This is a genomic window from Methanosarcina sp. 2.H.A.1B.4 (assembly GCF_000979385.1).
Classification (GTDB): domain Archaea; phylum Halobacteriota; class Methanosarcinia; order Methanosarcinales; family Methanosarcinaceae; genus Methanosarcina.
In genome coordinates this window covers 109,595-134,592 of the sequence record NZ_JJOV01000002.1, presented here as the reverse complement: position 1 = coordinate 134,592, position 24,998 = coordinate 109,595, and the positions used below count along the sequence as shown (strand labels likewise).

The 24,998-nt window shown below is 42.9% G+C and carries 19 protein-coding genes, 1 tRNA gene and 1 other RNA gene; 5 read left to right on the top strand and 16 right to left on the bottom strand.

Annotated features, from left to right (window positions below):
- Positions 1–12 precede the first annotated feature (12 nt).
- On the bottom strand, positions 13–450 hold the full coding sequence (locus EO92_RS00670) for an NUDIX domain-containing protein (RefSeq protein WP_048161711.1): 438 nt from the start codon (positions 448–450) through the stop codon (positions 13–15).
- 301 nt (positions 451–751) lie between these two features.
- Between EO92_RS00670 and EO92_RS00665 the strand changes: the two genes are divergently transcribed.
- From EO92_RS00665 to speB, 3 genes are all read left to right on the top strand, one after another.
- Positions 752–2,470, top strand: a complete 1,719-nt coding sequence (locus EO92_RS00665; RefSeq protein WP_048168706.1) for an aldehyde ferredoxin oxidoreductase family protein — start codon at positions 752–754, stop codon at positions 2,468–2,470.
- Between the two features lie 614 nt (positions 2,471–3,084).
- Positions 3,085–3,471, top strand: a complete 387-nt coding sequence (locus EO92_RS00660; RefSeq protein WP_048168705.1) for a translation initiation factor IF-5A — start codon at positions 3,085–3,087, stop codon at positions 3,469–3,471.
- Positions 3,472–3,550: 79 nt separating this feature from the next.
- Positions 3,551–4,426, top strand: a complete 876-nt coding sequence (speB, locus tag EO92_RS00655) for an agmatinase (RefSeq protein WP_048168704.1) — start codon at positions 3,551–3,553, stop codon at positions 4,424–4,426.
- A gap of 144 nt (positions 4,427–4,570) precedes the next feature.
- Here the strand turns inward: speB and EO92_RS18175 are convergent, their stop codons facing one another.
- From EO92_RS18175 to EO92_RS00615, 9 genes are all read right to left on the bottom strand, one after another.
- On the bottom strand, positions 4,571–4,747 hold the full coding sequence (locus EO92_RS18175) for an MM0924 family protein (protein ID WP_200896719.1): 177 nt from the start codon (positions 4,745–4,747) through the stop codon (positions 4,571–4,573).
- A 217-nt stretch (positions 4,748–4,964) separates the two neighbouring features.
- Positions 4,965–5,144, bottom strand: a complete 180-nt coding sequence (locus EO92_RS00650) for an MM0924 family protein (protein WP_048134045.1) — start codon at positions 5,142–5,144, stop codon at positions 4,965–4,967.
- Positions 5,145–5,866: 722 nt separating this feature from the next.
- On the bottom strand, positions 5,867–6,085 hold the full coding sequence (locus EO92_RS00645; protein WP_048168703.1) for a helix-turn-helix transcriptional regulator: 219 nt from the start codon (positions 6,083–6,085) through the stop codon (positions 5,867–5,869).
- 1 nt (position 6,086) lies between these two features.
- The gene (locus EO92_RS00640) at positions 6,087–6,470 is read right to left on the bottom strand and encodes a DUF2178 domain-containing protein (RefSeq protein WP_048168702.1); all 384 of its coding nucleotides are present in this window, start codon (positions 6,468–6,470) and stop codon (positions 6,087–6,089) included.
- Positions 6,471–6,915: 445 nt separating this feature from the next.
- Positions 6,916–8,022 (bottom strand): rod shape-determining protein, encoded by a 1,107-nt coding sequence (locus tag EO92_RS00635; RefSeq protein ID WP_048162979.1) that lies wholly within the window; start codon positions 8,020–8,022, stop codon positions 6,916–6,918.
- Complete coding sequence (locus tag EO92_RS00630; protein ID WP_156161325.1) at positions 8,015–8,812, bottom strand: hypothetical protein; 798 nt, start codon at positions 8,810–8,812, stop codon at positions 8,015–8,017. The genes EO92_RS00635 and EO92_RS00630 overlap by 8 nt, the downstream gene beginning before the upstream one ends.
- A gap of 512 nt (positions 8,813–9,324) precedes the next feature.
- Positions 9,325–10,425: a cell division protein FtsA gene (locus EO92_RS00625; protein ID WP_048168701.1), complete on the bottom strand. Its 1,101-nt coding sequence runs from the start codon at positions 10,423–10,425 to the stop codon at positions 9,325–9,327.
- Positions 10,426–10,427: 2 nt separating this feature from the next.
- Complete coding sequence (locus EO92_RS00620) at positions 10,428–11,216, bottom strand: hypothetical protein (protein WP_156164026.1); 789 nt, start codon at positions 11,214–11,216, stop codon at positions 10,428–10,430.
- Positions 11,217–12,174: 958 nt separating this feature from the next.
- Positions 12,175–14,163: a cation:proton antiporter gene (locus tag EO92_RS00615; protein ID WP_048168700.1), complete on the bottom strand. Its 1,989-nt coding sequence runs from the start codon at positions 14,161–14,163 to the stop codon at positions 12,175–12,177.
- A 603-nt stretch (positions 14,164–14,766) separates the two neighbouring features.
- On the opposite strand from EO92_RS00615, the gene ablA reads away from it, so the two are divergent.
- Together ablA and ablB are read left to right on the top strand one after the other, a co-directional pair.
- Positions 14,767–16,026, top strand: a complete 1,260-nt coding sequence (ablA, locus tag EO92_RS00610) for a lysine 2,3-aminomutase (RefSeq protein WP_048168699.1) — start codon at positions 14,767–14,769, stop codon at positions 16,024–16,026.
- Positions 16,027–16,170: 144 nt separating this feature from the next.
- Positions 16,171–17,046: a putative beta-lysine N-acetyltransferase gene (ablB, locus tag EO92_RS00605; protein WP_048168698.1), complete on the top strand. Its 876-nt coding sequence runs from the start codon at positions 16,171–16,173 to the stop codon at positions 17,044–17,046.
- Positions 17,047–17,088: 42 nt separating this feature from the next.
- Here the strand turns inward: ablB and EO92_RS00600 are convergent, their stop codons facing one another.
- From EO92_RS00600 to ffs, 6 genes are all read right to left on the bottom strand, one after another.
- Positions 17,089–17,706: a hypothetical protein gene (locus tag EO92_RS00600; protein WP_048168697.1), complete on the bottom strand. Its 618-nt coding sequence runs from the start codon at positions 17,704–17,706 to the stop codon at positions 17,089–17,091.
- Positions 17,707–18,176: 470 nt separating this feature from the next.
- On the bottom strand, positions 18,177–20,126 hold the full coding sequence (locus EO92_RS00595; protein ID WP_048168696.1) for a type II secretion system F family protein: 1,950 nt from the start codon (positions 20,124–20,126) through the stop codon (positions 18,177–18,179).
- Between the two features lie 11 nt (positions 20,127–20,137).
- Positions 20,138–21,835, bottom strand: a complete 1,698-nt coding sequence (locus EO92_RS00590; RefSeq protein ID WP_082107899.1) for a type II/IV secretion system ATPase subunit — start codon at positions 21,833–21,835, stop codon at positions 20,138–20,140.
- 1,281 nt (positions 21,836–23,116) lie between these two features.
- Positions 23,117–23,815, bottom strand: coding sequence for an RAD55 family ATPase (locus tag EO92_RS00585; RefSeq protein WP_048168695.1), 699 nt, complete (start codon positions 23,813–23,815; stop codon positions 23,117–23,119).
- A gap of 222 nt (positions 23,816–24,037) precedes the next feature.
- Positions 24,038–24,122, bottom strand: a tRNA-Ser gene (locus EO92_RS00580).
- Between the two features lie 151 nt (positions 24,123–24,273).
- Positions 24,274–24,588: signal recognition particle sRNA (gene ffs, locus EO92_RS16875), an RNA gene on the bottom strand.
- Between the last annotated feature and the right edge of the window lie 410 nt (positions 24,589–24,998).

Below are 24,998 nucleotides of genomic sequence, written 5' to 3'. Positions count from 1 at the left end.
CAGATTTCCGGATCACACCGGAGGCTCGTAAGGTTTTTTGTTTTCGAGGGCAAACCTTTTGAAAAAGTCTCTGAAATAAGCAGGAAGTGTCTCCATTTCGAGAATGCGTTCAAGGGAAATCCAGGCGTATTCAATATGCTCCGAACTCAATTTTACCTCAGATATGACATACCCCCCATTATATAGAACAGCAATAACCTTTTTTTTCGGGAGCTCAAAGGTTACTTCTCCTGCAACTTCCCCTGGATAAATTGAAATTCCGGTTTCCTCCCAGACCTCACGCACAACTGCTTCTTTAAGAGTCTCCTCCAGGTTCACCTTCCCACCCGGCAGGTCCCATTTTCCAGGATTGGTGCGGGAGTTTTCCGAACGCCTGAGCAGCAGAAATTCTCCCTTCTCATTCCGGACAAGGGCGTATACAGATATGATATACGGTTTCTCCAGATTCATGTACTATTATCTCAGATTTCTCTGTCTTAAAGGCTGGCTCTTTTAAGATCTTCACATTACAGGTCCTGATTAAAATTATCTCTCAATAGGAAGGCTTTAAGGCAAATATTTCGATAGAGTGGTTAAAGACTTAAAGGAAAAGGACAGAATCCCGAAATGAATGAATTAATGAATGAATTAATGAATGAAAATGAATCGAAAAAGAATCGAAAAAGGAATTCTTATTTGAAATCCGGTTGAAAAGACATCAGAACTACGTTACAAAAAGTAGAACTAAAAGAGGCATATAATAGGGATTGATATGGCTGGCTGGAAAGGAAAAACAGTATATGTAGACCTTAGCTCCGAAGCAGTTACCGTCACCGGTACCGATGAAAAATTAATCCGCATGTATCTGGGAGGCAGGGGACTTGGAGTTCAGTTACTTTCCGAGCTTGCAGATCCTGATATTAACCCTCTTAGCCCTGAAAACCCCCTTGTTTTCACTACCGGGCCGCTTACAGGTCTTGCTCCGATGGCTTCAGGGGCAGTTCTTACATCGAAGTCACCTCTAACAGGCACAATATTTAGCTGGAACATGGGTGGGGGCTTTGGGAGAGAACTTAAAAAAGCCGGGCTTGATGCTCTGGTCATTACCGGAAAGGCAAAAAAACCTTCCTTTGTGGAGGTAAGGGGGGAAGAGATCAAAATTGTGCAGGCAGACCAGCTTTGGGGAAAAAACACCGAAGCATGCACCAAGGCCCTGAAGAATAACGGAAGCGTCGCCTGCATAGGTCGGGCAGGAGAAAAAGAAGTTCTGATTTCTTCTTTTGTCATTGATTCCATACATAGCGGAAGGGGAGGCCTGGGGGCGGTTGCAGGCTCAAAGCTGCTAAAAGCAGTGGTTGTAGAAGGGGATAAAGAGTGTTTGCCAGCCAGTCCTGAAAAGTTCAAAGATCTTAAAACAAAGATGCTAAAGCTTTTTGAAGCAAACCCCGTGCTTTCCAAAGGGCTTGCAAACTACGGCACGCCTGCATTTGTAAAACTTCTGGATTATATGGACCTCATCCCCTGCAAAAACTTTTCCGGAAGAGGAACTACTTTTGCGGACCTGTTTTCAGGTGAATATCTCAAAACCAGCTTCGAGCTTGAGAAAGAAAGCTGTCCTGCCTGTCCCCTGGGTTGTAAACGAAGGATAATGAAAACAGGGCAGGTTCTTCCTGACTACGATTCCCTGTGGGCTTTCGGATTCAATCTTGAAAACCAGGACTTCGATTCGGTGCTCCGGGCAGACCGAATCTGTAAGGATTACGGGCTTGACCCTATCTCTGCAGGTTCCGTACTCGGCGCCTGTGTGGAACTCAAATCCGGGAAAATGGATCTCAGGGAACTTGAAACTCTTCTTGAAGCAATCGGGGAAGGGAGTGAACCCGGAAATGGAGCTAGAAAGTATTTCTCAGCCCGGAAGAGAGAATATCTTAGTATGGATGTAAAGGGTCTCGAACTCGGGGGTTTTGATCCCCGGGGAATCCGAGGGCAGGCCCTTGCTTACGCTACCTCTTGCCATGGGGGAGATTACTTTACAGCCTTTATGGTCGGACCCGAAGTTCTTGGAAAGCCTCTGCTCCTTGACCGCTTCAGCCTCAAAGGAAAAGCTGGAATTCTGCAGGTCTTTGAAAACCTGACTGCTGTGCTGGATTCCCTTGTGCTCTGTCCGTTTTCGATTTTTGCCATTAATGAAGAACTCTGTTCAGCCCTTTTACATTCGGGGGTCGGGCTGGAAGTATCTCCTGCTGAACTCTTGAAAGCAGGAGACCGAATCTGGAATCTGGAGCGAATTTATAACCTGAGGGCGGGTTTTACATGGAAAGATGATACCCTTCCGGAAAGGTTTTTCGAAGTCGACAGCGACGAAAGAGCAGATGGAATTCCCAGGCAGAAGTTTGAAGTTGCTCTTCAGGAGTATTACCGGTATCGTGGCTGGAATACGGAGGGAGTGCCCTCTCAGGGAAAACTGAGAGAACTTGGACTCGGATGTTAAAGGAAAACTGAAAAAGGCTACGGACTTTTGCATGTATTGCAAATTCCGCAGGAACAGGTTTCATCCGGAGTTCATAACACCTCCACAGGAAACCCGTTAAATCTTTAGATTTAGCGGGTAATTGACTTGAACAGTCAAATTTTACCTATTATCTCGAAGATTCCGTTCAAATTAATGGAGTTCTCCAGTTATTTTGAAAGTTTTCTCTGAAATTACTCCCGGAAAAACAAAATCTCGCATAAGCGTTATATACTCTAGGATAATTAATCGTATTAGTTCTCTACCTGTGAGATTGTACATGCATTCAGGTAGTAATTACTTTCCAGTTTTTCTATACAGAGCAAGTAAGCAAAGTATGGATTAAAGGGTAGACAGGCTTAAAAATTAGAACAGCCATCTTATACCACTTCATCGGAATTGGCACTGGAAAAATTTCCAGCAAATCCGGTATGGCGCTTACAACTTATTGAGATAAAAGGGTAGACCGGCTTAAAAATTAGATAAGCCTTCTTATACCACTTCGCCGGAATTGGCACTGGAAAATTTGCCAGCAAATTCGGTATGGCGCTTACAACTTATTGATATACATATCTAAAACGTAAGGGAGAATTGTTATGAAACAGCAGGTTGAAGTTAAGGAGCTAAAAGAAGGGAAGTACATGATCGTCGACGACGAAGCATGCATCATAAAGAGCATTACAAAATCCAAACCAGGGAAACACGGATCCGCAAAGGCAAGAATAGAGACAATTGGCCTCTTTGACGGCCAGAAGCGCTCCTATATTGGTTCCGTTGCAAACAAAGTCTATATCCCGATTGTGGAAAGAAAAAATGCACAGGTAATCTCAATCGTTGGCGAAATCGCCCAGCTCATGGACCTGGGAGACTTTTCGACCTTTGAGATTGTAATCCCTGGGGAATACAAGGAAAAGGTAAAAGAGGGCGAAGAAATTTCTTATATCACAGCTCTTGGAAAGGTCAAACTCGATATAAGGACATAAGTCTCTGAAAAGCAGGTGAAAACTCAGGTTAATAACCTGAGTTTCTTTTTTAAGTAAACAATTTACATCAGGTAAGAGTATGTTTTTGCCCACTTCCTTTATAGATGCTCTTGCAGACTATGAGTCTGCACGTTATGTTATTTTCGGCGTACCCTTTGACAACACCTCCTCGTACCGCGCAGGCAGCCGCTGGGCTCCGGATGCGATGAGGCAGGTTTCTGCAAATTTTGAGAGTTATAACCCGACATTTGACATCGATCTTGTGGACCTTCCGATTTATGACGCCGGAAACCTGGAAACATCAGCCCTGGTTGACGAAACCCTGCGGGACCTTTACGAAGATGTAAAGGGTTTACTGAATGACGGAAAGCTTCCAATAATGCTTGGTGGAGAACATTCCCTGACTTATTCGACGGTTAAGGCGTGTGCCGAGTTCGCAGGAGATGATTTTGGAGTCCTTGTCCTTGACGCTCACTTCGATCTCAGGGAGGGGTACAGGGGATTTAAGAATAACCATGCATGTGTATCCCGGAATATTCTCGATCAGGTCACGAAGAATCTTGTTTCCATAGGTATAAGAAGCGGCCCGGAAGAAGAATGGGTTTTTGCCAGAGAAAATAACCTGAAATACTACACGGCAGATGATGTTGAATCCATAGGCATGGTCGAAGTCCTCAAAGAAGCAATTGAATGTCTGGACTGTAGCCAGCTCTACCTTTCTCTTGATATGGATGCAATAGATCCTGCTTACGCCCCGGGTCTCGGTACACCTGAGCCTTTTGGCCTCAGTGCCCGGGATGTCAGAACTGCAATAAGGACTCTTGCTCCTTACGCAATGGCTTTCGATGTAGTTGAAATTGCCCCTGAATATGATTCCGGACAGACAGCCATGCTCGGAGCAAAACTCATGAGAGAGTTCATTGCCTCCCATGCAAAAAGCTGTCTCAAAATATAAGCTGCAAAGGACGGATGGGCTTTTTGTAAAAAAGTGATGAAAGGATGAAGTATCCCACTACGGGACTTCTCCAATTCAATATCTTTTTATTTGACAACTCTTTATTTTTTAAAATCTGACTCGATCACACTCTTTTATCCTTTATTACGCGCGCCAGATAGCTATGATCTTATCAATTGCTATGTGCGTGTATTTTCCATTTTTTCCAAGAGTGAGTACATTGTCTGCGCAGGCTTCCACCTTTCCGTTAAAAATATCAGGCTCCCCGCAGTAGACGTCTATAACTTCTCCGAGATGGTGTTCCACTATAAAAGACTGCATTTTTTGCACCTCAGGGTATTTCCCATGTATCTAATTTTGGTCCTGCTGGATAAGGAGCAGCTTTCATCCTCTGTATGAAGAATAAAAAGCTTAAGTCCCTCCATCAGTCCAAAGAATTATCTAGCTGTAAAAGGGTTTAGAAAAAGATCAATAATGCCCTTTTTCTTCCCCTGTCATTTCCAATAATATAACGGTTTTAAAATATAAATTTGTTAGATTATTGAGCCCACATAGCTATAATCTTATCAATGGCTATATGTGTAAGTTTTCCATCATTATTGAGTGTAAGGACATTATCGGCACAGGCTTCTACAGTTCCCCTGAAAATATCTGGCCCGCCACAGTAAACATCTACAGCTTTGCTAAGGTAATGTTCTACAATAAAAGATTGCATCATATATTTTACTCCTGCTGGTCTTCTTGTTTCGGTAGCTGTTTTTATTTGCCTGTTACCTGTCTACCATTGCTTTGTATATACCGGTTTTCAAACCAATATCTTAGAAACAGACATCTGTGTTTAACTAACTGCTCATTCCTTATAAATTTATTTATAAACTAATATTGATTTTCCGGATGCATCGGCTTTAAATCCCATTTAAGAAAATTAGCTTACGTGCTGAAATTTCACTTCTTTACTAGATAGCGGTTTTACTAAAAATAACATTATATTTATATGCTCTTTTACTTCAGGTTTATTTGCGCGGAGGAGCCCGGGAAAGCTAAGTTTAGCTGAAAAATATTTGATAAAGTCCTTTTTTATGAAAAACTTAATGGAAACTCAGGCAATACCTACGAGAATAATTATTATTACTTCTATTAAGAAATCCGACTTTCAGGTTTTGGAAAAAAGATTTATATGCGTTTATTCACCCATCAACACCCTTAATAGCTATTTTTCATCGAACAAATGTCCCCTAAATTTTAATATTATTTTCAGTCGAATACCCCGCTAGCTTGCTGCGGGGTGCGCCAGCGCAACTTTGATTAAAGAAGTTAAGGGATAGATCTTTTTCAGAGCAGATCTCAATCCTCTCTACTATCAATTATCTCTACTATCAATTATCTCTACTATCAATTATCTCTACTATCAATCCTCTCTACTATCAATTATCTCTACTATCAATTATCTCTACTATCAATCCCCCTGATCTCATAGAGAAAGATATCTTCAATTCTTGCGTCAAAAAGCCTGGCAAGCTTGAAAGCAAGCTCAAGAGAGGGGTCATACTTTCCTTTCTCAATAGCGTGTATTGTCTGCCTTGTTACCCCGACTTTCTCAGCCAGGCCTTCCTGAGTAAGGTCATGAATTGCCCTGTAAACTTTAATATTATTCTTCATCTCAACCCCCGTATTCTTTGTTGTAGTGTCTGTAAAACAGGGAATAAAGCACAAGAACACCACAACTGGCGTATGCCATGACGAAACCGAGATCTGTGTAGCCGGGGTAGAGATCTCTCGTGGCTATCAGAACTGCACCCCCAATAGCAAAACCCAGTGTAACTATCCGGAGAGTAACATACGAAGCCTTCTGGCCGACCTGGTGAACACGCTCGTCTTCAACAACACCTTTCACTCTGCTTTTGCATAAATATATAGCAGCTGCGCCTGCGAAGAAAACGCCTGCGGCTAGTACTGGATTGCTTATTGAAAAAGCAAAACTTAAAACCGCTCCCATGAACATTACAATAAGGAATAAAAATATTTGAAATTGCTTCAACTTCATCTGTAAAATCTCCTTATATATTTCCCATTATATTTGTTCTTAATACTGGTCATCTTAAAGTATAAGTTTGGATACATATAGTCAATTAAAATATATAAAATGTACTATACACTTTACATATGGTAAATATTATCTTACATTATTTAAACGTTTCTGGACTTATTGGTTGTCCCCTGCTACATGGTTGATATTCGGGTATCAAGTTTCACGGCGGTAGTAATTTCTTTTTTATCTGCACACAGAGGGCTCAAGCTGCTTGCGGCGCACAAAATGAGGGGAGAATAATTAGATAATTTTAAGGAGAGCTGAAAAAAGAATGAAAAATGAAAATGAAAGACCGAATAAAAAGGGAATGAGAAGGGGTTTGGCCCCTCAAAACACATTACTCTGAGAATTCTGGGAAATTCTCTAAATTCTCTAAAATTCTCTGAAAATTTAATCCTGTTCAGTCCCCGCCTCCAGACCCGACAGCCACTGCTGCCTTGCCATGGGCTTTAGTCGCCTGGAATTTGGGTGCCTGGTTTTCCTGGACTTCCGGGATAAGGCTTGCTTCTTTTGTGAGGGCTGCGATCAGGCATCCTCTGGCGATTGCATAGATTGGGTCCCGGGAATCCGTACCTGCGGGGTTTACGAACTTGCTCTTCTTTACACCGGAAATCCTGATCGGGAGGTTAGCTTCTTTCAGCCTCCTTTCAAACATTTCCACAAAGCCTCTTGCCCTTGTACCTCCTCCGGCAATTGCCACCTGGAATTCAGCGTCAGGGGGGGCGGTTTCCGAGAGTTTGCGTTTGAGGTGCTGGAGGACGTATGTCAGGAGAGCATCATAGTAAACAGCAAGGGCTCCCTGAACGCTTCCTATCTCGTATTCGGAGCCTATTGAAAAGTCCGTTTCCTTAATAGAGGTGATTCTTTCCTTTGCCATGCCTGTGGCAATTGAAACCTGTTCATCGATCCAGTCTCCTCCCCGGGCAATACTGAAGGAGACTATGGGAGTTGCCATGTAGGCCACAGTTACGTTTGTCATCCCGGCTCCAATACTGACCCCTATTCCTGTAAAGTTTGAGTCGCTGAGTTCGGAGTACACGACTGCAAGCCCTTCATCAATCGGGAAGGTATTGTACCCAAGCTTCCTGGCAAGGGCTTCTACGGTCTTGCTGTGATAGAGCACATTTAGCTGGTTGTCAACAGGGTTTGCAGGGACAGAAACGTACAGGACCTCATCATCTTTTTCTGGAGTTCCGATCACTCTTTCGAGGATGATCCTTATCATCGGGATTGATTCTTTCTCATCTGGGCTGATGATCCCCTGTTTCATGGGCCTCCGGATATTCTTGTTGAAAACGGTGGAAAATTTAAAGGCATCTTCCCCGAGCACATTTAGCTGGTTGTCCTTATGTGTGTACAGAACTTTGGAATTGTCAAGCATGTGTCGTGTCAGGTCATTTGCTTCCATTTCCAGAAATGCATTTCTTTGCTGTGTAAAGGAGATCGACCCATCTCCTTTGATCGCACAGATAATGTTCATGGTTCCTACGTCAAGTCCTTTAGCCACTTTTGTGCCTCCTTATAAATTTCTTTTTGTTATCGAATATCCCTCTTCTTTTTTTATTCTTGGAGTCCGGACTGATAGCCCTGGCAAGAAGCAGCGATGCAGAATCAAGCCCGTCATCGAAAACTTCAAGCTTTCCGGTACTGGCAAGCTTCAAGCTTTCAACTTCAGAAATATCATCCTTAATAACGACCTTCTTCTCTTCCGAGTCGGTAAGCGCTTTTCCAAGAATAAAATCATATTCGGAATCTTTCAGCCCCAGGTTAAAAGTCGAAAAACCATCTTTTTCTGAGAGAGATCTCTCAAGGGTCTTCTGAACCTCTTTTTCGATCTCATCTTCACCGTAACCCTTCGTCTTTTCAGCTTCGGTTTCAAAAAGCTGTCTTGCCCTCTCCTCAATCTGGTTTAATACCGTGTTTGCAAAGGCATTTCCTGCGAGCAGGCAGATCCCGGAAGCGTATGCAATTGCCACATAGGTAACATTCGGATATCCCCAGGCAGGGTATCCTCTGGGATAGAGCGTCAGAAAAGCTCCAGCCCCAATCCAGCTGAGTGCAAGCCCTGTTCCCACAACATACAGGTGATATTCCTTCGGGTACTTGATCATCAGGTTAATTCCCGTAAGGATCAGGGATAAACCGAAACCGATGAAACCATAAGTTATGGCTATTTCCCCCGGATCAGACTTTCTCGTAAGATGTACGGAAAGGGCATAAACAATACCTGCTAACGCCAGGAGAAATCCTGACAGCAGGGTCATCGACGCAGAATAGTGGTTTAATTTAGATTTCATCGAGATCCACTATCTAAATTATCAGAAGGAGATATATACGTTTCTATTTTTTTTATGATGTTTTTCTGGAGTATTGAGAATTTTTTTCCTGGGACAAATATTAAAAAAGATAAGCAGCCATATAGAAACAAGGACTCTACACAAGTAGAATATACTTCAAGATTACGTTTTTACACATTGATGCATCTGGGGTAACCACAGATTCAATTGGAAAAATGACTGTAGAACTCGAGCACAAAACAAAACAAGAATATATCTGACTAAATATATTTATAAAGAAATATCCAATACGGCAGTAAATTATTTGAATTAGATGTATTCCACACTTGAAATTCCCGGCAAAACCGGAATATTTCATCAAATCTTTTATTCTACTAAATCTATAATAATCTTAAAAAAGTGGTTTGAAAAAGAGGTTTGAAAAAGAGGTTTGAAAAAGAGGTTTGAAGAAATAATATTTGAAGAAGGGTGTTTTCCTTCTTCAAATTTATCGATATAAGTTTCAGTCAGGTTCAGCTCTTGTTAGCGATTCCGACTGGCTCTGGCTTTTGAGCTGAGAATTTTGAGACGTGGGGTTCGGGGGAGGGCTCGGGCGAGGGGGCGAGGCTTGCCTCCTTAGAGAGAGCTGCAATCAGGCATCCCCTGGCAATCGCGTAGATAGGATCTCTGGAATCTGTTCCCGAGGGGCTTACAATCCTGTTCTTCTTGACACTTGAAATTCTTATTGGCAGGTTAGTTTCCTTTAATCTTTTCTCAAACATTTCCATAAAGCCTCTGGCTCTGGTGCTTCCGCCAGCAATTGCGACCTGGAATTCAGCATCTGGAGGAGCAGTTTCCGAGAGTTTGCGCTTGAGGTGCTGCAGAACGTATGTCAGGAGGGCATCGTAGTAAACAGCAATTGCTCCCTGGACACTTCCGATTTCGTACTCTGAACCCAGTGCGAAATCTGTTTCTTTTATTGAAGTGATCCTTTCCTTTGCCATGCCTGTGGCAGTTGCGACCTGCTCATCGATCCAATCCCCTCCACGGGCAATGCTGAAAGAAACAATGGGAGTTGCCATGTAAGCTACAGTTACGTTTGTCATTCCTGCTCCTACACTGATACCGATCCCTGTGAAGTTGGAGTCACTGAGTTCGGAATACACGACTGCAAGCCCCTCATCAATAGGGTAGGTGACATATCCTAGTTTATTTGCAAGGGCTTCTACGGTTTTTCCATGATAGAGCACATTGAGCTGGTTATCTATAGGATTTGCAGGGACGGACACGTACAGTATTTCATCTTTCTTATCAGGGACTCCGAGTACTCTTTCAATGATGACCTTGATCATAGGAATGGAATCTTTTTCGTCAGGGCTTATAATCCCCTGCTTCATGGGCCTTCGGATGGGCTTGTTAAACACATTTGAAAATTTGAAGGCATCTTCTCCGAGCACATTCAGGTTGTTGCCCTTATGGGTGTACAGTACTTTTCCATTGTCAAGCATTTGCTTTGTCAGTTCGTTTGACTCCATTTCAAGGAATGCGTTTCTCTGCTGGGCAAAGGAAATTAAGCCATTTCCTTTGGTCGCGCATATGATATTCATGGTTCCTACATCAAGACCTTTAGCCATTTTTAGTGTCTCCTGAAAAGTTTCATTTTACTGTTGAATATCCCTTTGGTTTCTTTGCCGCTTGATGCCGTACTGGTAGCCCGGGCAAGTAGCAGTGACGCTGAATCAAGTCCATCATCGAGAACTTCCAGCTTTCCGGAACTGGCAAACTTCAGGCTCTCAACTTCTGAAATTTCATCCTGAATACTGACCTTTTTCTCTTCCGACTCTGTGAACCCTTTTCCGAGAATAAAATCATATTCAGCGTCTTTTAACTCCATATTGAATCTCGAAAAACCATCTTTTTCTGTAAGAGACCTTTCGAGTGTTTTCTGGACTTCTTTTTCGATCTCGTCTTCACTGTGACTCTTGATCTTTTCGGACTCTATCTCAGAAAGTTGTCTTGCCCTCTCCTCAATCTGATTCAAAACCGTATTTGCAAAGGCATTTCCTGCAAGCAGGCAAACCCCTGCTGCATATACAGCTGCTACATAGGTAACATTCGGGTATACCCAACCATGGGGGTAAACTGCAAGAAAAGCTACAATCCCTGCACAATTAAGGATCAGCCCTGTTCCTGCGATATGCAGATGATATTCTTTCGGTTGTTTTATCATCAGATTGATACCGGTAAGAATCAGGGATAAACCGAAACCGATGAAACCATAAGTAATGGCTATTTCCCCAGGATCGGATTTTCTTGTAAGATGTACAGAAAGAGCAAAAACAATACCTGTTAGCGCCAAAAGAAAACCGGATAGTAGCGCCATCGATGCAAAATAGTGGCTTATTTTGGATTTCATTGACACCATTAATAAGATAGTAGAGATATATAAAAATGTTTTGTTTTTTTTACAAAGACACTGTCTAATTTTAAATAATTTGTACTATTAATCCATTTAATTATTGACTCTGCATCGATGGTTAGGTATGAACTCTTCAAAAAAGGTTTTCCTCTATTCAGTTTTCAGATTAAACCTTTTTATGCGCTTTGCCGATTGCAAAATTCTGCATATATTCCCGGGGCTTGTAGAGAACAATTAATATATGACTAGTTACTGCTTTCAGTATTCTAAAGAGATATATAATAACCTCTTAATTTATTACAAGATTATTATCTTTCTTAAGTGGGCTCTATTATTCGGTTAAACTGTTCTACTTATCTAAATAACTCTATTCGGGCCGACTTCTTTTGACGGGGTCATTTTTCAAAAATCGTAAGTAGGATTACAAAACCGATCAAAAATACTAAAAAATATTGGGGCAGAAAAATACCGATTGAAAAAGTTGAAAGTCCGAAAGACAAGAATTCAAAGGTTTAAATCTGCTCAGCTGTCCAAAACCTGCTCAGCTGTCCATCAACAATAGTTCATCTTTTTCCAGGATATTCTTTAATCACACTCAATGTCTTATTTTTTATTTGCGCACATTCTCTATATTGCAGGGCCTCATCCTGTTTTAGAGCGTTTTTCGCATTCGAATCCAAACTGTGGAAATAATTTATATAAGATTGGAGCACTATTAAAACTATGGAGGATAATTTTTTAAGATATGCTGAAATTATATTTTGTATTATCCTCTTTGTACTTTTTCTGATTTCCTGCAGTAATACGCCTGTTTGAAATCAATTCGCAAACAGATTACAGTAAATAGATTGACATACCTGGGTTTACTTCTTCAGTTTTATAAGAACAATTTATTTTCTGCTCTATCATACAGGAGTACGGGATTATACAGGAAGAGAAAGTATTTGCGAGAAAAAGAACCTTCTCAAATCCTATCTTCAAAAAGCTCTCTAAGTTCCTCAAGCCTTTCCGGAGGGCTTATTACAAGCAGGATATCATCGGGATTAAGTTCTGTTTCAGCTCCCAGATCATAAATAAGTTTGTGGTTCCTGGAAATTGCAAGAACAGAAACTCCATACTTCTTCCGGATATTAAGGTCCCCCAGACTTTGTCCTGCAGTTTCGGAATGTTTTCCTACTCTTATGCTTCGGACATCTACATCCGTAAAGTCAAGGGAAAGTTCACAGAGACTTTTCCGGCGCATTTCAGGGCTGCGAAGTATCATGTAGTGGTCAGCCCGGAGTTGCTCACCCATAGTTTCAATCTCACTGTAAGGAACCATGTACTTGTGAAGCACCCGGGAAAAGAGTTCTATGGAGCTTTCAAATTCGTCCGAGATGACCTCATCAGCGCCCAGAGCATAAAACCGATCGAGTTCGCTCAGGAAGTGGGTTCTTGCAATAATATGGATCTCCGGGTTCAGCCTCCTTGCCGTTTCAATGATCCGCTTTGCACTTATAGGGTCTCCTGCAGTCACAACAACTGATTTTGCAGCCCTGATGTCCGCATGTTCCAGCACGGCTTTCTGGGCAGCGTCCCCGTACATAATAGGCTCTCCTTTTGACTTTTCCTTCCTTACGGTATCCGGGTTGATATCGATTATTTTGTAGGGAATCAAAGCTGCTCGGGCAGCGGTCGCAACGTTTTTCCCGTTGACTCCGTAGCCTATTATGACCAGGTGGTTTTCAAGCCTTTTTTCCAGGCCGTACTCCACAAACTCCCTGTACCAGCCGGATTTCAGCACCTGAGGAAGGGAAAGCCTCTGGGCGAAAGCCGCAGCCTGATGTCCCATTCCCATGATGAAAGGGGTAAGCGCCATAGAAAGTACTGCCACGTTCAGGAACTCCTGATAGATTTCCGCGGAAAGGAGTCCGTTTGCAAAACCAACATTCGCAAGGATCAGGGAAAACTCCCCCACCTGGGCAAGGGAAAAACCTACCAGAATCATCGTATTCAGGGGAAAACCGATAATTAAGGTGCTCAGGGCATTTACAAGAGCCTTGAGAATTAGCACCGCAAAAGTGGCAGCCAGGATCAGGAATAAGTGCTGCCTCAGGATGTCCAGGTCAAGCAGCATCCCTATGGATATAAAAAAGATGCTCATGAACATGTCCCTGAAGGGGATCACGTTTCCAAGAGCCTGGGTAGCATACTCTGACTCGGAAATGATCAACCCTGCCAGAAAAGCCCCGAGGGCAAGGGAAAGCCCTGCCATGGAGGTCAGCCAGGCAACGGAGAGCCCTATTACCACCACGCTCAGGAGGAATAGTTCACTGTTGCGCGTCCGTGCCACCTGGTGCATAATAAAAGGAACCAAATACCTGGCGCTGAGAAGGGTAAACAGGACAAGCCCCAGGCCCTGAAGAATAAGTTTGAAAAAAGCCGTTTCTGTCCCTGGGACTCCTGCCAGGAGTGGGGTCAGGAGGATAATTACCACAGCAGCCACGTCCTGGAAAATAAGGATGCCGAGTGCTATTCTCCCGTGAGCGCTGTACATTTCTCCTCTCTCCTGAAGCAGTTTGAGGACGATGGCGGTGCTGCTGAGTGCCACCAGAAGCCCCATAAAAATAGAAGTTTCCCTGGAACTCCCCAGCAAGAAGGTAATGAAAGCAACAACAAGAGTGGTAATTGAAAGCTGAAGCCCGCCCCCCAGGAGCACAATGCGCCGGAGCTGCAGGAGGTCGCGCAGGGAAAACTCTATCCCTATGGTAAAGAGCAGGAGCACAACTCCTATCTCAGCCAGCATCTCGATTTCCCCGCTCTCTTGAATCAACCCGAACCCAAAAGGTCCGGCAAGGATGCCTGCAAGTAAAAAGCCCACAAGCGGAGCAATCCTCAGTCTGGAGAAAGTAAAGACCACAGGGATCGAAAGCCCGAAAATTATCAGGAGGTCCCTCAGAAGCAGAGATGCCATCAATTGTAGATTGACTTTTCAATTAATATAAATTTCATTGGCGTGAACCGGGACGGTCCTATACAATAAAATAATTTATGCGGATTATATCCAAAAATAAGGGTAAAATTGGATTATTGGGCATTAAAATCCATTTTTAGCCCTTAAAAATTGAAATCTGCTTTATTGGTAAATTAAAAGGATATTCTAGCTTTTAAAAACATCAGAACGCATTATTATTCCCCTGATACTGCTAATAAAAGAATTAATTGTTTTTCTTCCTTTTTATGCGCATATAATCCCCTAAGAGGATGTAAAATCGAGAATACCAGAAGAACTGTAGTTTTAAATGAGTATAAACGGGCAGGAAAGCGTAAAATCAGAAACAGTGTCAAATAAAAAGAGCGTATTATGAATTATTTTTAAAAAAGGAGATTTATTAAAACTTCTTTAGACAATAAGTATTTAATATATGTATTAAATCTTAATGTTGTCTAATTTATGACGCATTTTTCTTCAAATAAGCTGGAAAAGATCGGATTTCATTTGCTAAGCAGGATTCCATTTGCTATCTTCTGGACCTCGGTCCCTTAATTTTTCTTCCAGCTTTCACGAGGGTTGAACGTGATATCTAAAATTAAAGACTGTTTTAACGCATCTAATGAAGAATTTTCAGATTGGAAATGGCAGTACAGGCACAGAATTACGACCGTGGAAGAGCTTGAAAAACTGATCCCGCTCTCGGAGCCTGAAAAAGAAGACATAAAAAAAGCTCTTGAAGTATTTCCCATGGCGATATCTCCTTATTACGCTTCTCTTATTGATCCTGAAGACCCGGAATGTCCCATTCGGATGCAGGCCGTGCCCCTTTCAGCCGAACTTCAAAAATCTTCCGGGGAACTTGAAGATCCTCTCTGCGAGGACAGTGACTCCCCTTCGGAGGGGAGCTGCATAACCCACAGGTATCCGGACAGGGTGCTTTTTCTGATCTCAAACCGCTGCGGGATGTACTGCAGGCACTGCACCCGCAAGCGCAGGGTCGGCAACAGGGAATATGATTATTCTGAAAAGGTAATCAGGGAGGGGATCGAGTACGTCAGGGAGCACCCTGAAATAAGGGATGTCCTGCTTTCGGGGGGAGACGCCCTGCTTGTTTCCGATGAGAGGCTGGACTGGCTCTTAAGGGAACTTTTTGATATTCCCCATGTGGATATTGTACGGATAGGCACAAGGGCTCCTGTAACCCTTCCCCAGCGCATAACCCCGGAACTATGCGAAATCCTTGGGAAATACCCTTCGGTCTGGCTCAACACCCACTTCAATCACCCAAAAGAGATCACTCCTGAAGCTAAAAAGGCAATGAATATGCTTTCACGTGTCGGAATTCCCCTTGGCAACCAGTCCGTACTTCTCAGGGGAGTAAACGACTGCCCTACGATAATCAAAAAACTCTGCCACGAACTCCTGAAAATAAGGACCAGACCTTACTACCTCTACCAGTGCGACCTTTCCTTCGGGCTGGAACATTTCAGGACATCGGTTGCAAGGGGCATAGAGATCATAGAGATGCTCAGGGGGCATACCTCGGGGCTTGCTGTCCCTACTTTTGTGGTCGATGCCCCGGGTGGGGGAGGAAAAATCCCTGTCGGGCCCAATTACCTTATCTCAAATTCGGACAATGGGGTCACCCTCAGGAATTACGAAGGGGTGATCTGCATGTACTCGGAACCTGCAGAATACTCTGCGGTGTGCCAGCAAAAATGTTCAATCTGCGATAAGCACCCCGGGCTTAAAAGTGATACGGGCCTTGCAAAACTCTGCGACGAAGAAAACGATATCATATCCCTCGAACCCGAAGGCCTTGAAAGAAAACAGCGGTTTTGAAGGAAAAACCCGGAAAACCCGGTGTTCCGAATGCAAAAAATGTGTTTAAATACTTAAGGAGGAGTTACTGCGGAAAAAAACGTTCCCTTAACGCTTGAGATTAAAGAAGAACTCCCCGACTACTGGCAAAAAGCAGAGTTGAAGATGCCCGGGGCAAGGGCTGAACTTGTAATTGATTACTACAATAGAAGAATTAAAGTCATGGATTTTACCGGGCTTTTTGAAGAAATCTCCGGGACCCTCGAAGCCCTTGCCGAAGCAGAAGAAATGGGTAAAATAATCGTATACACTCCTCCGGAAAAAGGACACGAGCCCAAAAACTGCGGATATGCGGAGGAAGGGACCATCAGGGGATACTACGCCGGAAAAGACTGCCATATTTTCTCAAGCTATCCTAAAAACTCCCGGGGAATTTCCTTTCATAAGGAAAAAGAAGACCAGGTAATCAAAAATTGCCTGAGGAAGAGCAGAGGAGCCGAAAAAATCCTGCAAAAATCAGGAGATTCCAGGAAAAAAGGGAGCTGGATAAAACAATATGAGAAAATCCGGCTTCCGGAAGAGTACACGCTCAGGCCCGCAGTCCAGGCCGATGCCTCCACAATGGCAACCCTTTACAGTCAGGGATTTCAATTCTATCCCACTCCCCTGCACATGGAAAGCTACCTGCTAAAAACCATGGATTCCAATGTCCTTTACTTCCTTGTGGAAAAGCAAGGGGAAATCGTGAGCCTTGCCTCGGCAGAAATGGACTCCGAAACCGGGAGTGCTGAAATAACCGACTGCCTGACAGTTCCTTCAGAAAGGGGAAAAGGGCTGATAAAAGAGCTTATCACAGCCCTGGAAAAAGAACTTTCATACCGAAACTTCCTGAGTTCCTATACCCTTTGCAGGGCTTCGTCTCCTGGCATCAACGCAGCCTTTGCTTCCCAGGGCTATGCCTACACAGGCAGGCTTGTGAACAACTGCAGGATCGAAAGGGGATTTGAGGATATGAACATCTGGTGCAAGAGGCTGAAATAAATGCCCCTGCAAAATTTATTCCTTAATTTTGCATCCTGTACATCAGGGAAAAACGCTGATTTGCTGCTGGAGTTGTTCTACTGTTTTCCTTGCAGCTTCTTCAGCCAGGTGCATCCTGTGGGCTTTTTGCGAGACAATCCCTTTTGTTGAGTCCTGCAATTCCAGATCTCCCCGTACCAGTTTTTCCCCTTCCGGAGAGCCAGTGTTTACAAAGGCTACAGTTACATTTCCTTCTTTGAATTGTTCAAAATATTTTGTGTCCTCTCCTGTGGAAGTATAGAAGAACAGGATATTCAAGTCCGAAGAAGCGTAAACAGGTGTATAGAGCCCTTCGGATTCGGTTACATTAACCATCAGAGTCTGGGAATCATATTTTTCCTCCACACTATCTACAACCAAAACTTCCATCCCTGATTTTTCCAGTTCATCCCCGAGGCTTTCAGTTAGGGATTTTAATATGAAATCGTCGCCTTCGACATAGAGGTAGATCCTTCCCGGAAAGTCAATTTGTGGGTCGCCTGTGGAGTAGGCACTTACGACGGAGTTAGCTAGGGTCTCGCTCCGTGCCGCTTTGAAGTCCAGGACATAAAAGGAAGAGAGGACAACTGCAAGGACGAGCGCGGAAAGGACTATTTTCTTTATTGCTGCGTTTTCTGCCATATTTCTCAAAATTATATGTTTATCCGGCTTTCCGCAGATGTCCTTTCAATTTTTACTATTTTTCTTGCTATCGTTTTTTCTGAAAAACTCCATGTTTACCCAAAGTATATTTTTGATCTTTTCCTAAATTTGCGGCTTTTTGCCTTCATTGAAAACTTCCAGCAGCCATTTCCCTAAGCTTCAGTTGAGATAATAACTGCAAATTATCGAATAATTCTTCAAAAACGATAGCATGAAAAATGTTATTTTTTTGAAGACATCTGCGGAAAGACAGGTTTATCGTTAAAAAGAAATCGGATTTATGGGGATTAAGGGTTTAAAAAGGGAAATAAGGTCTTAAAATGGGGATAAATAATGGTCGGGAAATCGGGACGTACCTGAAAAGGAAAATATAGGAAATCGTGTTAAAAAAGAGAAATGAGAATTCCGGATTTGAAATCTCCTGAAGGATAAAACCGGAATCCCGAAATTCAGATAAACACGATGAACAGCACATAGGACACCGTCATCATTGCAAGGGAGTGCTTGAGCCCTGAAGCCGTACTTCCCGAACCCATTTTTCCTGCAACCAGCCCTGAGCCTAAGCCCTGCAGAAGAGCTGCATGGAAGAAGAGCAGGGTATACTCCTTCAGATCAAAGCCTCCCATGGACATTGCCGGATTGCTGGAACCGTCGAGGGCCGGGAGGAAGAACGCAGCAAGCACATATACTATGACCAGGAAGACGCAGAAGGTCACGAAGATGATAAATACATAGATAAACATCTCTGCAGAGCGCTCTTTTTTAAGGTATTTCTCAATATCGGCATCATCCGCAACCGTGCTGATTACCTGGTGGATATCCCCTGTGGATTCGCTTGCTTTGGCTATGAGGGTCAGGCTGCGCCGGGTCATGTTTGTCCGTATCCTGGCTTCAAAACGTTTCAGGGCTTCTACGAGGTTTGAGTTCCAGCGGATATCCGCAACCGTACATTTGATTTCGGATTTCAGCCTGCCCATATTTGACTGGGCTGTAATAGCAATAGCATCGGCAAGCAGAATCCCTGTCCCGTTTATACTTGCAAGCCTTTTAAGGAACTCCGGGACCTGATCCTCAATCTGCCTGATCTTCCGAACTTCGATTTCGTGGAAGATAATGTAAGGAATGAAAAGGACAAGAATGGTTACGTAGATATAGTCGTCAAGGGTAGATGCAGTTTCAACAAACCCTCCATAGTAAGGCCTGTGTTCCAGGAAAGCAGAACCAAAGTACACGAGTGCAACGGGAGCGCTTATTACAAAAGCACATGCTGGCCTATCAAGCATAGTCTTTATAGGGTGCAGGAGCACACTTTTGACCCTGTATACCTTTTCAAAAAACTCCATTTTCTTAAGCAGTTCCTCATCTTTTTCTGTTATTGGTTTTACCCTGACATCACTGAAAGAATCCTGCTTAACTCCGGAGATTTTCTCCTCAGGCATCTTTTCCGCATCTCCTGTAAGCATATCCAGGAAGACGAGGAAGATCATTGTCCCGAAGGGAATTGCTCCGTATACAAGGATATACAGGTTTGTCGCATCCCCGTTATCAATCATATTCATGACCACGAGGATAACCATAAGGAACAGAGGGCCTACAACGAATACAGTAATATAAACCTCTGCCAGGAGCCCAAGAGTCTCAAGGAAACGCTTTTGTTCTTTATTGGCATTGGATTTATAGAGGTCAGTCTTATTTTTCAGGTAAAGGGTAACGTCTCCTCCACTGGAAACTATTGAAATCAGACCGTCTACAAGATCTTTGAACTGTTCGGAAGGCGTCCTGTCGGCTGCATCCCAGAGAGATGCTTGAAGGTCTTTTCCAAAATATTCTATGTCCCTTATAATATTTCCGAACTCCCTTGAGGCAGTCCCGTAGAGGTGCGAATATTTCGAAAGTGACTTCATGATCTCAAAGATAGTCATGCCCCCGCCCCTCTGCATAACATAGAGAAAAGCTGTTGCATGGGGCATTGCTACATTGATAGCTCGCTTCCTGCTATCAGCTTTCATGGACGGGTATGCCATAATAAGCCCGTAGGTAAGGGCTCCGATCATCGAGAACAAGAGGAGGCCCCCTACAACCGTAAGGATGAAGGGAAGCTGCGCTTCAATAAAAGTAGGGATATCAACTGCCCTGGTTACCCTGTTCGAAATGCCAAAAGTCGAAACAATGCTTTCCGGGGTGATGCCCCTGAAAATCTGCCCTCCTATCAGTAAACCTGTAAGCCCGCCGAAGACTCCTGCAAGCAGGGAATATAAAATTGCAGTTGAGACATACTGTTCCACAGGCAGTGGAATCTGAGCCTGGCGAAGCTTTATCCTGAACAGGGAAAACCTGTCTTCTTTCTCAAGGATTTTTTCTCCGAAGATCCTGAATGCCAGGGTATTTATAGCGTTCATGGATACCCCCATTAACCGTGGTGCAGTACCATATCCCGCAAGGTGTCGTTTTCAACCGCTTCCATTACAAGCTGCGGGTTTATGGCATACATATGCACTATCAGGGAAACACTCACGTAATCACGGATCTGTTTTGCTGTCATGTAGGCAAGGATCTGTTCCCGGTTTTTAAATTCAATAAAGAGCTTCTCTGGTTTCCAGCCCCTTGCTTTCATAATCTCATTGAGCACATAGGAATCCCCGGCCCGCTTGAAGTTGTCATGTACCGGGTCCCAGCGGTAAAATTCATTGATCCTGAGACTTCCTGACCTTGCATCAAGCCCTGTAATCTCTACAATGGTGTTGGTTCTCCTTACCCTGGTCTCATTGACATAGGTCTGTATCTGGATACTGATTACTCCAAGGGCCTGCATCATCACGTGTGGGACATTGATTGGTTCGTTTTCAAGCCTGTTAACCACTGTCTGTACATCGCTTGCATGCATTGTCGAATAGGTAGTGTGCCCTGTTGACATTGCCTGGAAAAGGGTAAGAGCCTCCTTTCCCCGGACCTCACCCACAATGATATATTCCGGGCGCTGCCTGAGGGCGGCTTTCAGGAGTTCGTACATGGACACCTCTCCGGTACCACCTACCGTGAACGATTTCCTGGTTGCACCTGCGATCCAGTTTTCGTGGTGGAGCATGATTTCCCTGGTATCTTCAATGGACACTACCTTTGACAGCCTCGGAATGAAAAGAGAAATCGCATTCATAAGGGAGGTCTTACCCGAAGCAGTACCTCCTGCCAAAAGTACACTGATGTTGTTTTCAATGGAAATCCAGTAGTAAGCCATCATCTCGATGCTGCATGTCCCATATCTTATAAGGTCAATTGGGGTTATGGGGTCTCCTTTGAATTTACGGATAGTGTAGGAACTGCCCCTTGTTGTGATCTCTTTTCCAAGGATTGCCTGAATCCTTGAGCCGTCAGGAAGAGTTGCGTCTACAATCGGTTCTCCTATGGAGATATGCTTGCCGCTCCTCTGACAAAGCTTGACAACCAGAGAGTCCAGTTCCTTTTCCCCAAAATTGATATTGGTCACGATGTTATTGTGCTTTCTGTGGTAGAGATAGATCGGGATCTCAATACCTGAACAGGAAATATCTTCGATATTCGGATCCAGAATGAGTGGATTTATCCTTTCGTATCCGATGAAATTTCTCCTGAGGAAATACATTATCTTGTGAATCGAGGGAACTTCCAGGGTACTGTAATACTGGTCCAGAAGCCTCATGCCTCTGTTAATGAGAATAACGTCCTTCTCCTGTCCGGATATCATATCATCCTGGGTAAGAACATCTTCCAGATTGTCCCGGACCCTATCAAGAACGGCTTTTTCATAGGTGGTGAGAGTGGGCTCAACAGCATTATAATATTTCATTTCCATGTTTTCAATTATGCTGATAAAGGCGTAAGGCTCCTCTACCCAGTAGCGTTCTATTTCAGTAAATCCTGCAGGAATTTCATACTCAAGAAGCGGACCGTAGGTATCAGGGTCATATGGGGGGAGAACCCGGATCTCCTCATCCTTAAGACTCTGGATAATTTCTGCAAACTTCTTTTTTGCCCCTTCAGGGGTTTTTACTTCATTAAAGAACTCTTTAAGCTTATCACTTAATTTTTCGCCTTCTTTGATCCCAACTATATCACGGCCCAGATCCTTCAGATTCCCGGCGAATCCGGATTTTTTCTTAATTTTTGCTTTTTTGGAAATCTTTTTATTTTTTCCTGAAGTTCTGACTTTTTTATCCTTTTTTGTTTCCTGCAAACTCTTTAATTCTTCAACTCCACCTTCGTAATCTGGGCTGTTCTCATTGTGAGGGCCGGATGGAGGGAAAATACCTTTGTTTTCGGTTTCAAGAATAAGTTCAACTTTCTTTTCAGGAGCAGTTTCTGCAGAAACGGTGGGTTTTGGTTCAAGAGCTACTTTTGAATAAACGGAAGGGTTCGGTTCAAGAGCCTCACTTTCTTCCGGTGAGGTGGGTTTTTGAGTTCCGGTCGCTTCTACAAACGGAGGAGTTTCCGATATGAATTTATTTATCGGGTTTTCCTCATTCTCAGTTTCCTGAGAAATATTCGTAAATTGAACAGTTTCGAGTACAGGTTTAGGTTTCCGGCTTTCAATCTTGATTTTCATGTCAGGAAGGTCGGTATTCGCGTTTTCTGTATTTTCATTCCCTGTATTATCAGTTCCTGAAGCTTTCGGAAGAATATTTTCCAGATCCCTGTTGTCATTATCAGCCGGAAGGCTGTTAATATTAGCTCTATTCAGAGTATCTTTATAAAAAGTCCTTTTGACAGGCACCTGTAGAAGACAGGATTTCCCTGCCAGAACATCTTCTCCCTCACCTTTATGTATATTCTTGTCTGGTTTTTCTGAGTCATCCGGAGATTTCTCGTTTTTGGAAACCATAGAAGCTCACCCCATCAAGGATTTGTCCCCTCTCAAATTTAGTTATCAGTATAATATAATGCATAATAAACTGTTTAAATCTTTTCTCTAAGATCTAACAACTTTTCAATATTCCTAGTTATATTACTTAATACTTTGTGTATTCTTATATGGCCTTTTTTATTCCTTTTATTGGTATAATAAGGGTAATTACTGGAATTTTCATTTTTTAATCCTATAAGAAATAGAGTTCAATAGTATTAACCTTTTCATTAATTTCTTTCATATGTTTATAATTATCTTTATGCTGTAATATGGGAATTAAATGTATAAATTAAATAAGTAATCGTTTACAGTTTGAAACACAAAAACGGATGTTTTAGAAAGGACAGGAAAATCAAAAGAGATGAATGGGAAATAAATTAGAAGTGAAATAGAAGCAAATGAATGAAAAAGAAGCAAATGAATGAAAAAGAAGCAAATGAATGAAAAAGAAGCAAATGAATGAAAACGAAATTAAGAATGAACAATAAGATTAGAGGGAATGTGGATTTTTCAAAGGAGTTTAATCCCCGATGAGGTTATTTCAAACCTGATCGGATTCAGACTGAGGCATGTCCTTCGCATTTTAGGAATCCTTATGTAGCGCTCAATATTCCCTGTATACGGATTTTCGTCTACCATCAGTCGGAGAGACCCGCTTACCGAGTATTCTGCAAGGTTATGGGTCATCTTTAATGCAGTATCGTCCATGACGAACATAGATGTGCAACCTGCCTTTGTACTCAGGATGAAGTTAAGAGCATCAAACTGGTCCCTGAAATCCTGGATCGAGAGGCGAAGTGTAAAAACGCCGATATTATCAATGACTACAATATCGGTTCCTTCAGGCACATAATCCGAAAGTGTGGGTAGATCTATCTCCAGACCTTCAGGAGTAAACCCAAATTTGGAAGTCTGGACTTTCTCAGAACGTTTTTGAAAAGCTTTTTCGATGGTCAACTGACCGGATTCATAATATTTAGTAAGCCCAAGGTCCAGCATTTCAGACAGCTCGAGGATATCTTCGGGAAGTTCTTCTGTTGCGACCAGGACACATTTCTTGCCATCAAGGCACGCCCTATGCAGAAAATGAACCGTAAAAGTAGTTTTGCCAGTCCCTGTATCTCCGGTGATGAGAAGAACTCTGCCTGGCAGGTATCCGCCGCCGATCCGGTCGTCAAATCCAGGTATTCCTGATGATATCCGTTTCATTGTTTTGACTCAATCCATTTCTGTGTAGTAAAGCCTTAAAACTCTTGAATTATGAGATTGATGAGAGTGGAAGTAAATGATGAGTGAGGGAGTAAAACTGAACTTTTACTTACTGGGTATAAGGCGAGGTCTTATATAAAATTTACATACAGATTGTTGGGGAAAACTGTAGTAAATAACAGAATATGAAGTGTCGAGAAAAAAATATTTGAAAAAAAGAAACGACGAGAGGGGGACTCGAACCCCCGGGATGCGGGGCATCACGGGATTAGCAATCCCGCGCCATACCGGGCTTGGCTATCTCGTCATATCGAACTTTAGAAACGCGATCCCTAAAATGCATTTCATATATTTAACCTTTTCCGGAGAAAAATACTTTAAATAAATTGTTCATCCAGAAAAATTACAGTTCTTTTATATTACCAAGCTCTTGAAAACTACTAAAGCAATGTGCTTAGTGATGAGCACACCGCAGGTTGTTGTACCTCGGAGACTTCAGTAGGCTGAGATCTCTTCTCCACCCCGCGACCCCACAAGCGACGGTTGCCCACGGTGAGTCTGCTCCCTTCCGGGCCTCGACCGGTTTCCGCGGTTAGGGCATGAGAACCTGTTTTCCAGCAAGTCCGCATACCTGCACTATCCAAGCAGGACGGGGCTTCTCAGTTGAAATCACAGGCTGGAATCTCTTTGACACATCTTCCTTTGGCTTCGTCCCCCGCATATCGGCGATTTCGGGTTATAGGTAACGCCGGGCTACCCGGACTAGCTCATCAGCTATACAAAGACATTAGTCACTTATAAAACTATCCCTTCCGATATGTATTTTAAATCCCCCTTTCATAAACAGACAATGCGCCCGGGTAAAATAAATAAACACATCATGAAAGCATTTCTTGAGAAAAAATACATATGGGAAAAACCAATGGGCTGGAAGGTTTTTTATAGAATCCTTCTTTAAAAGCTATTTTTAAAAGCTATTTTTAAAAGCTATTTTTAAAAGCTATTTTTAAAAGATATTTTTAAAAATCAAAAAAAGGTTAGTGAGAGAGCCTTCCTTTGAAATATATATTATCATGAATAAAACGCCTTATTTATTTATATGCCGTTTTTCAAAGTAATAGATACATAAAATATATGCATAAAATATATGCATAAAATTCCAAACGGCTTGCAGGGTGTTAAA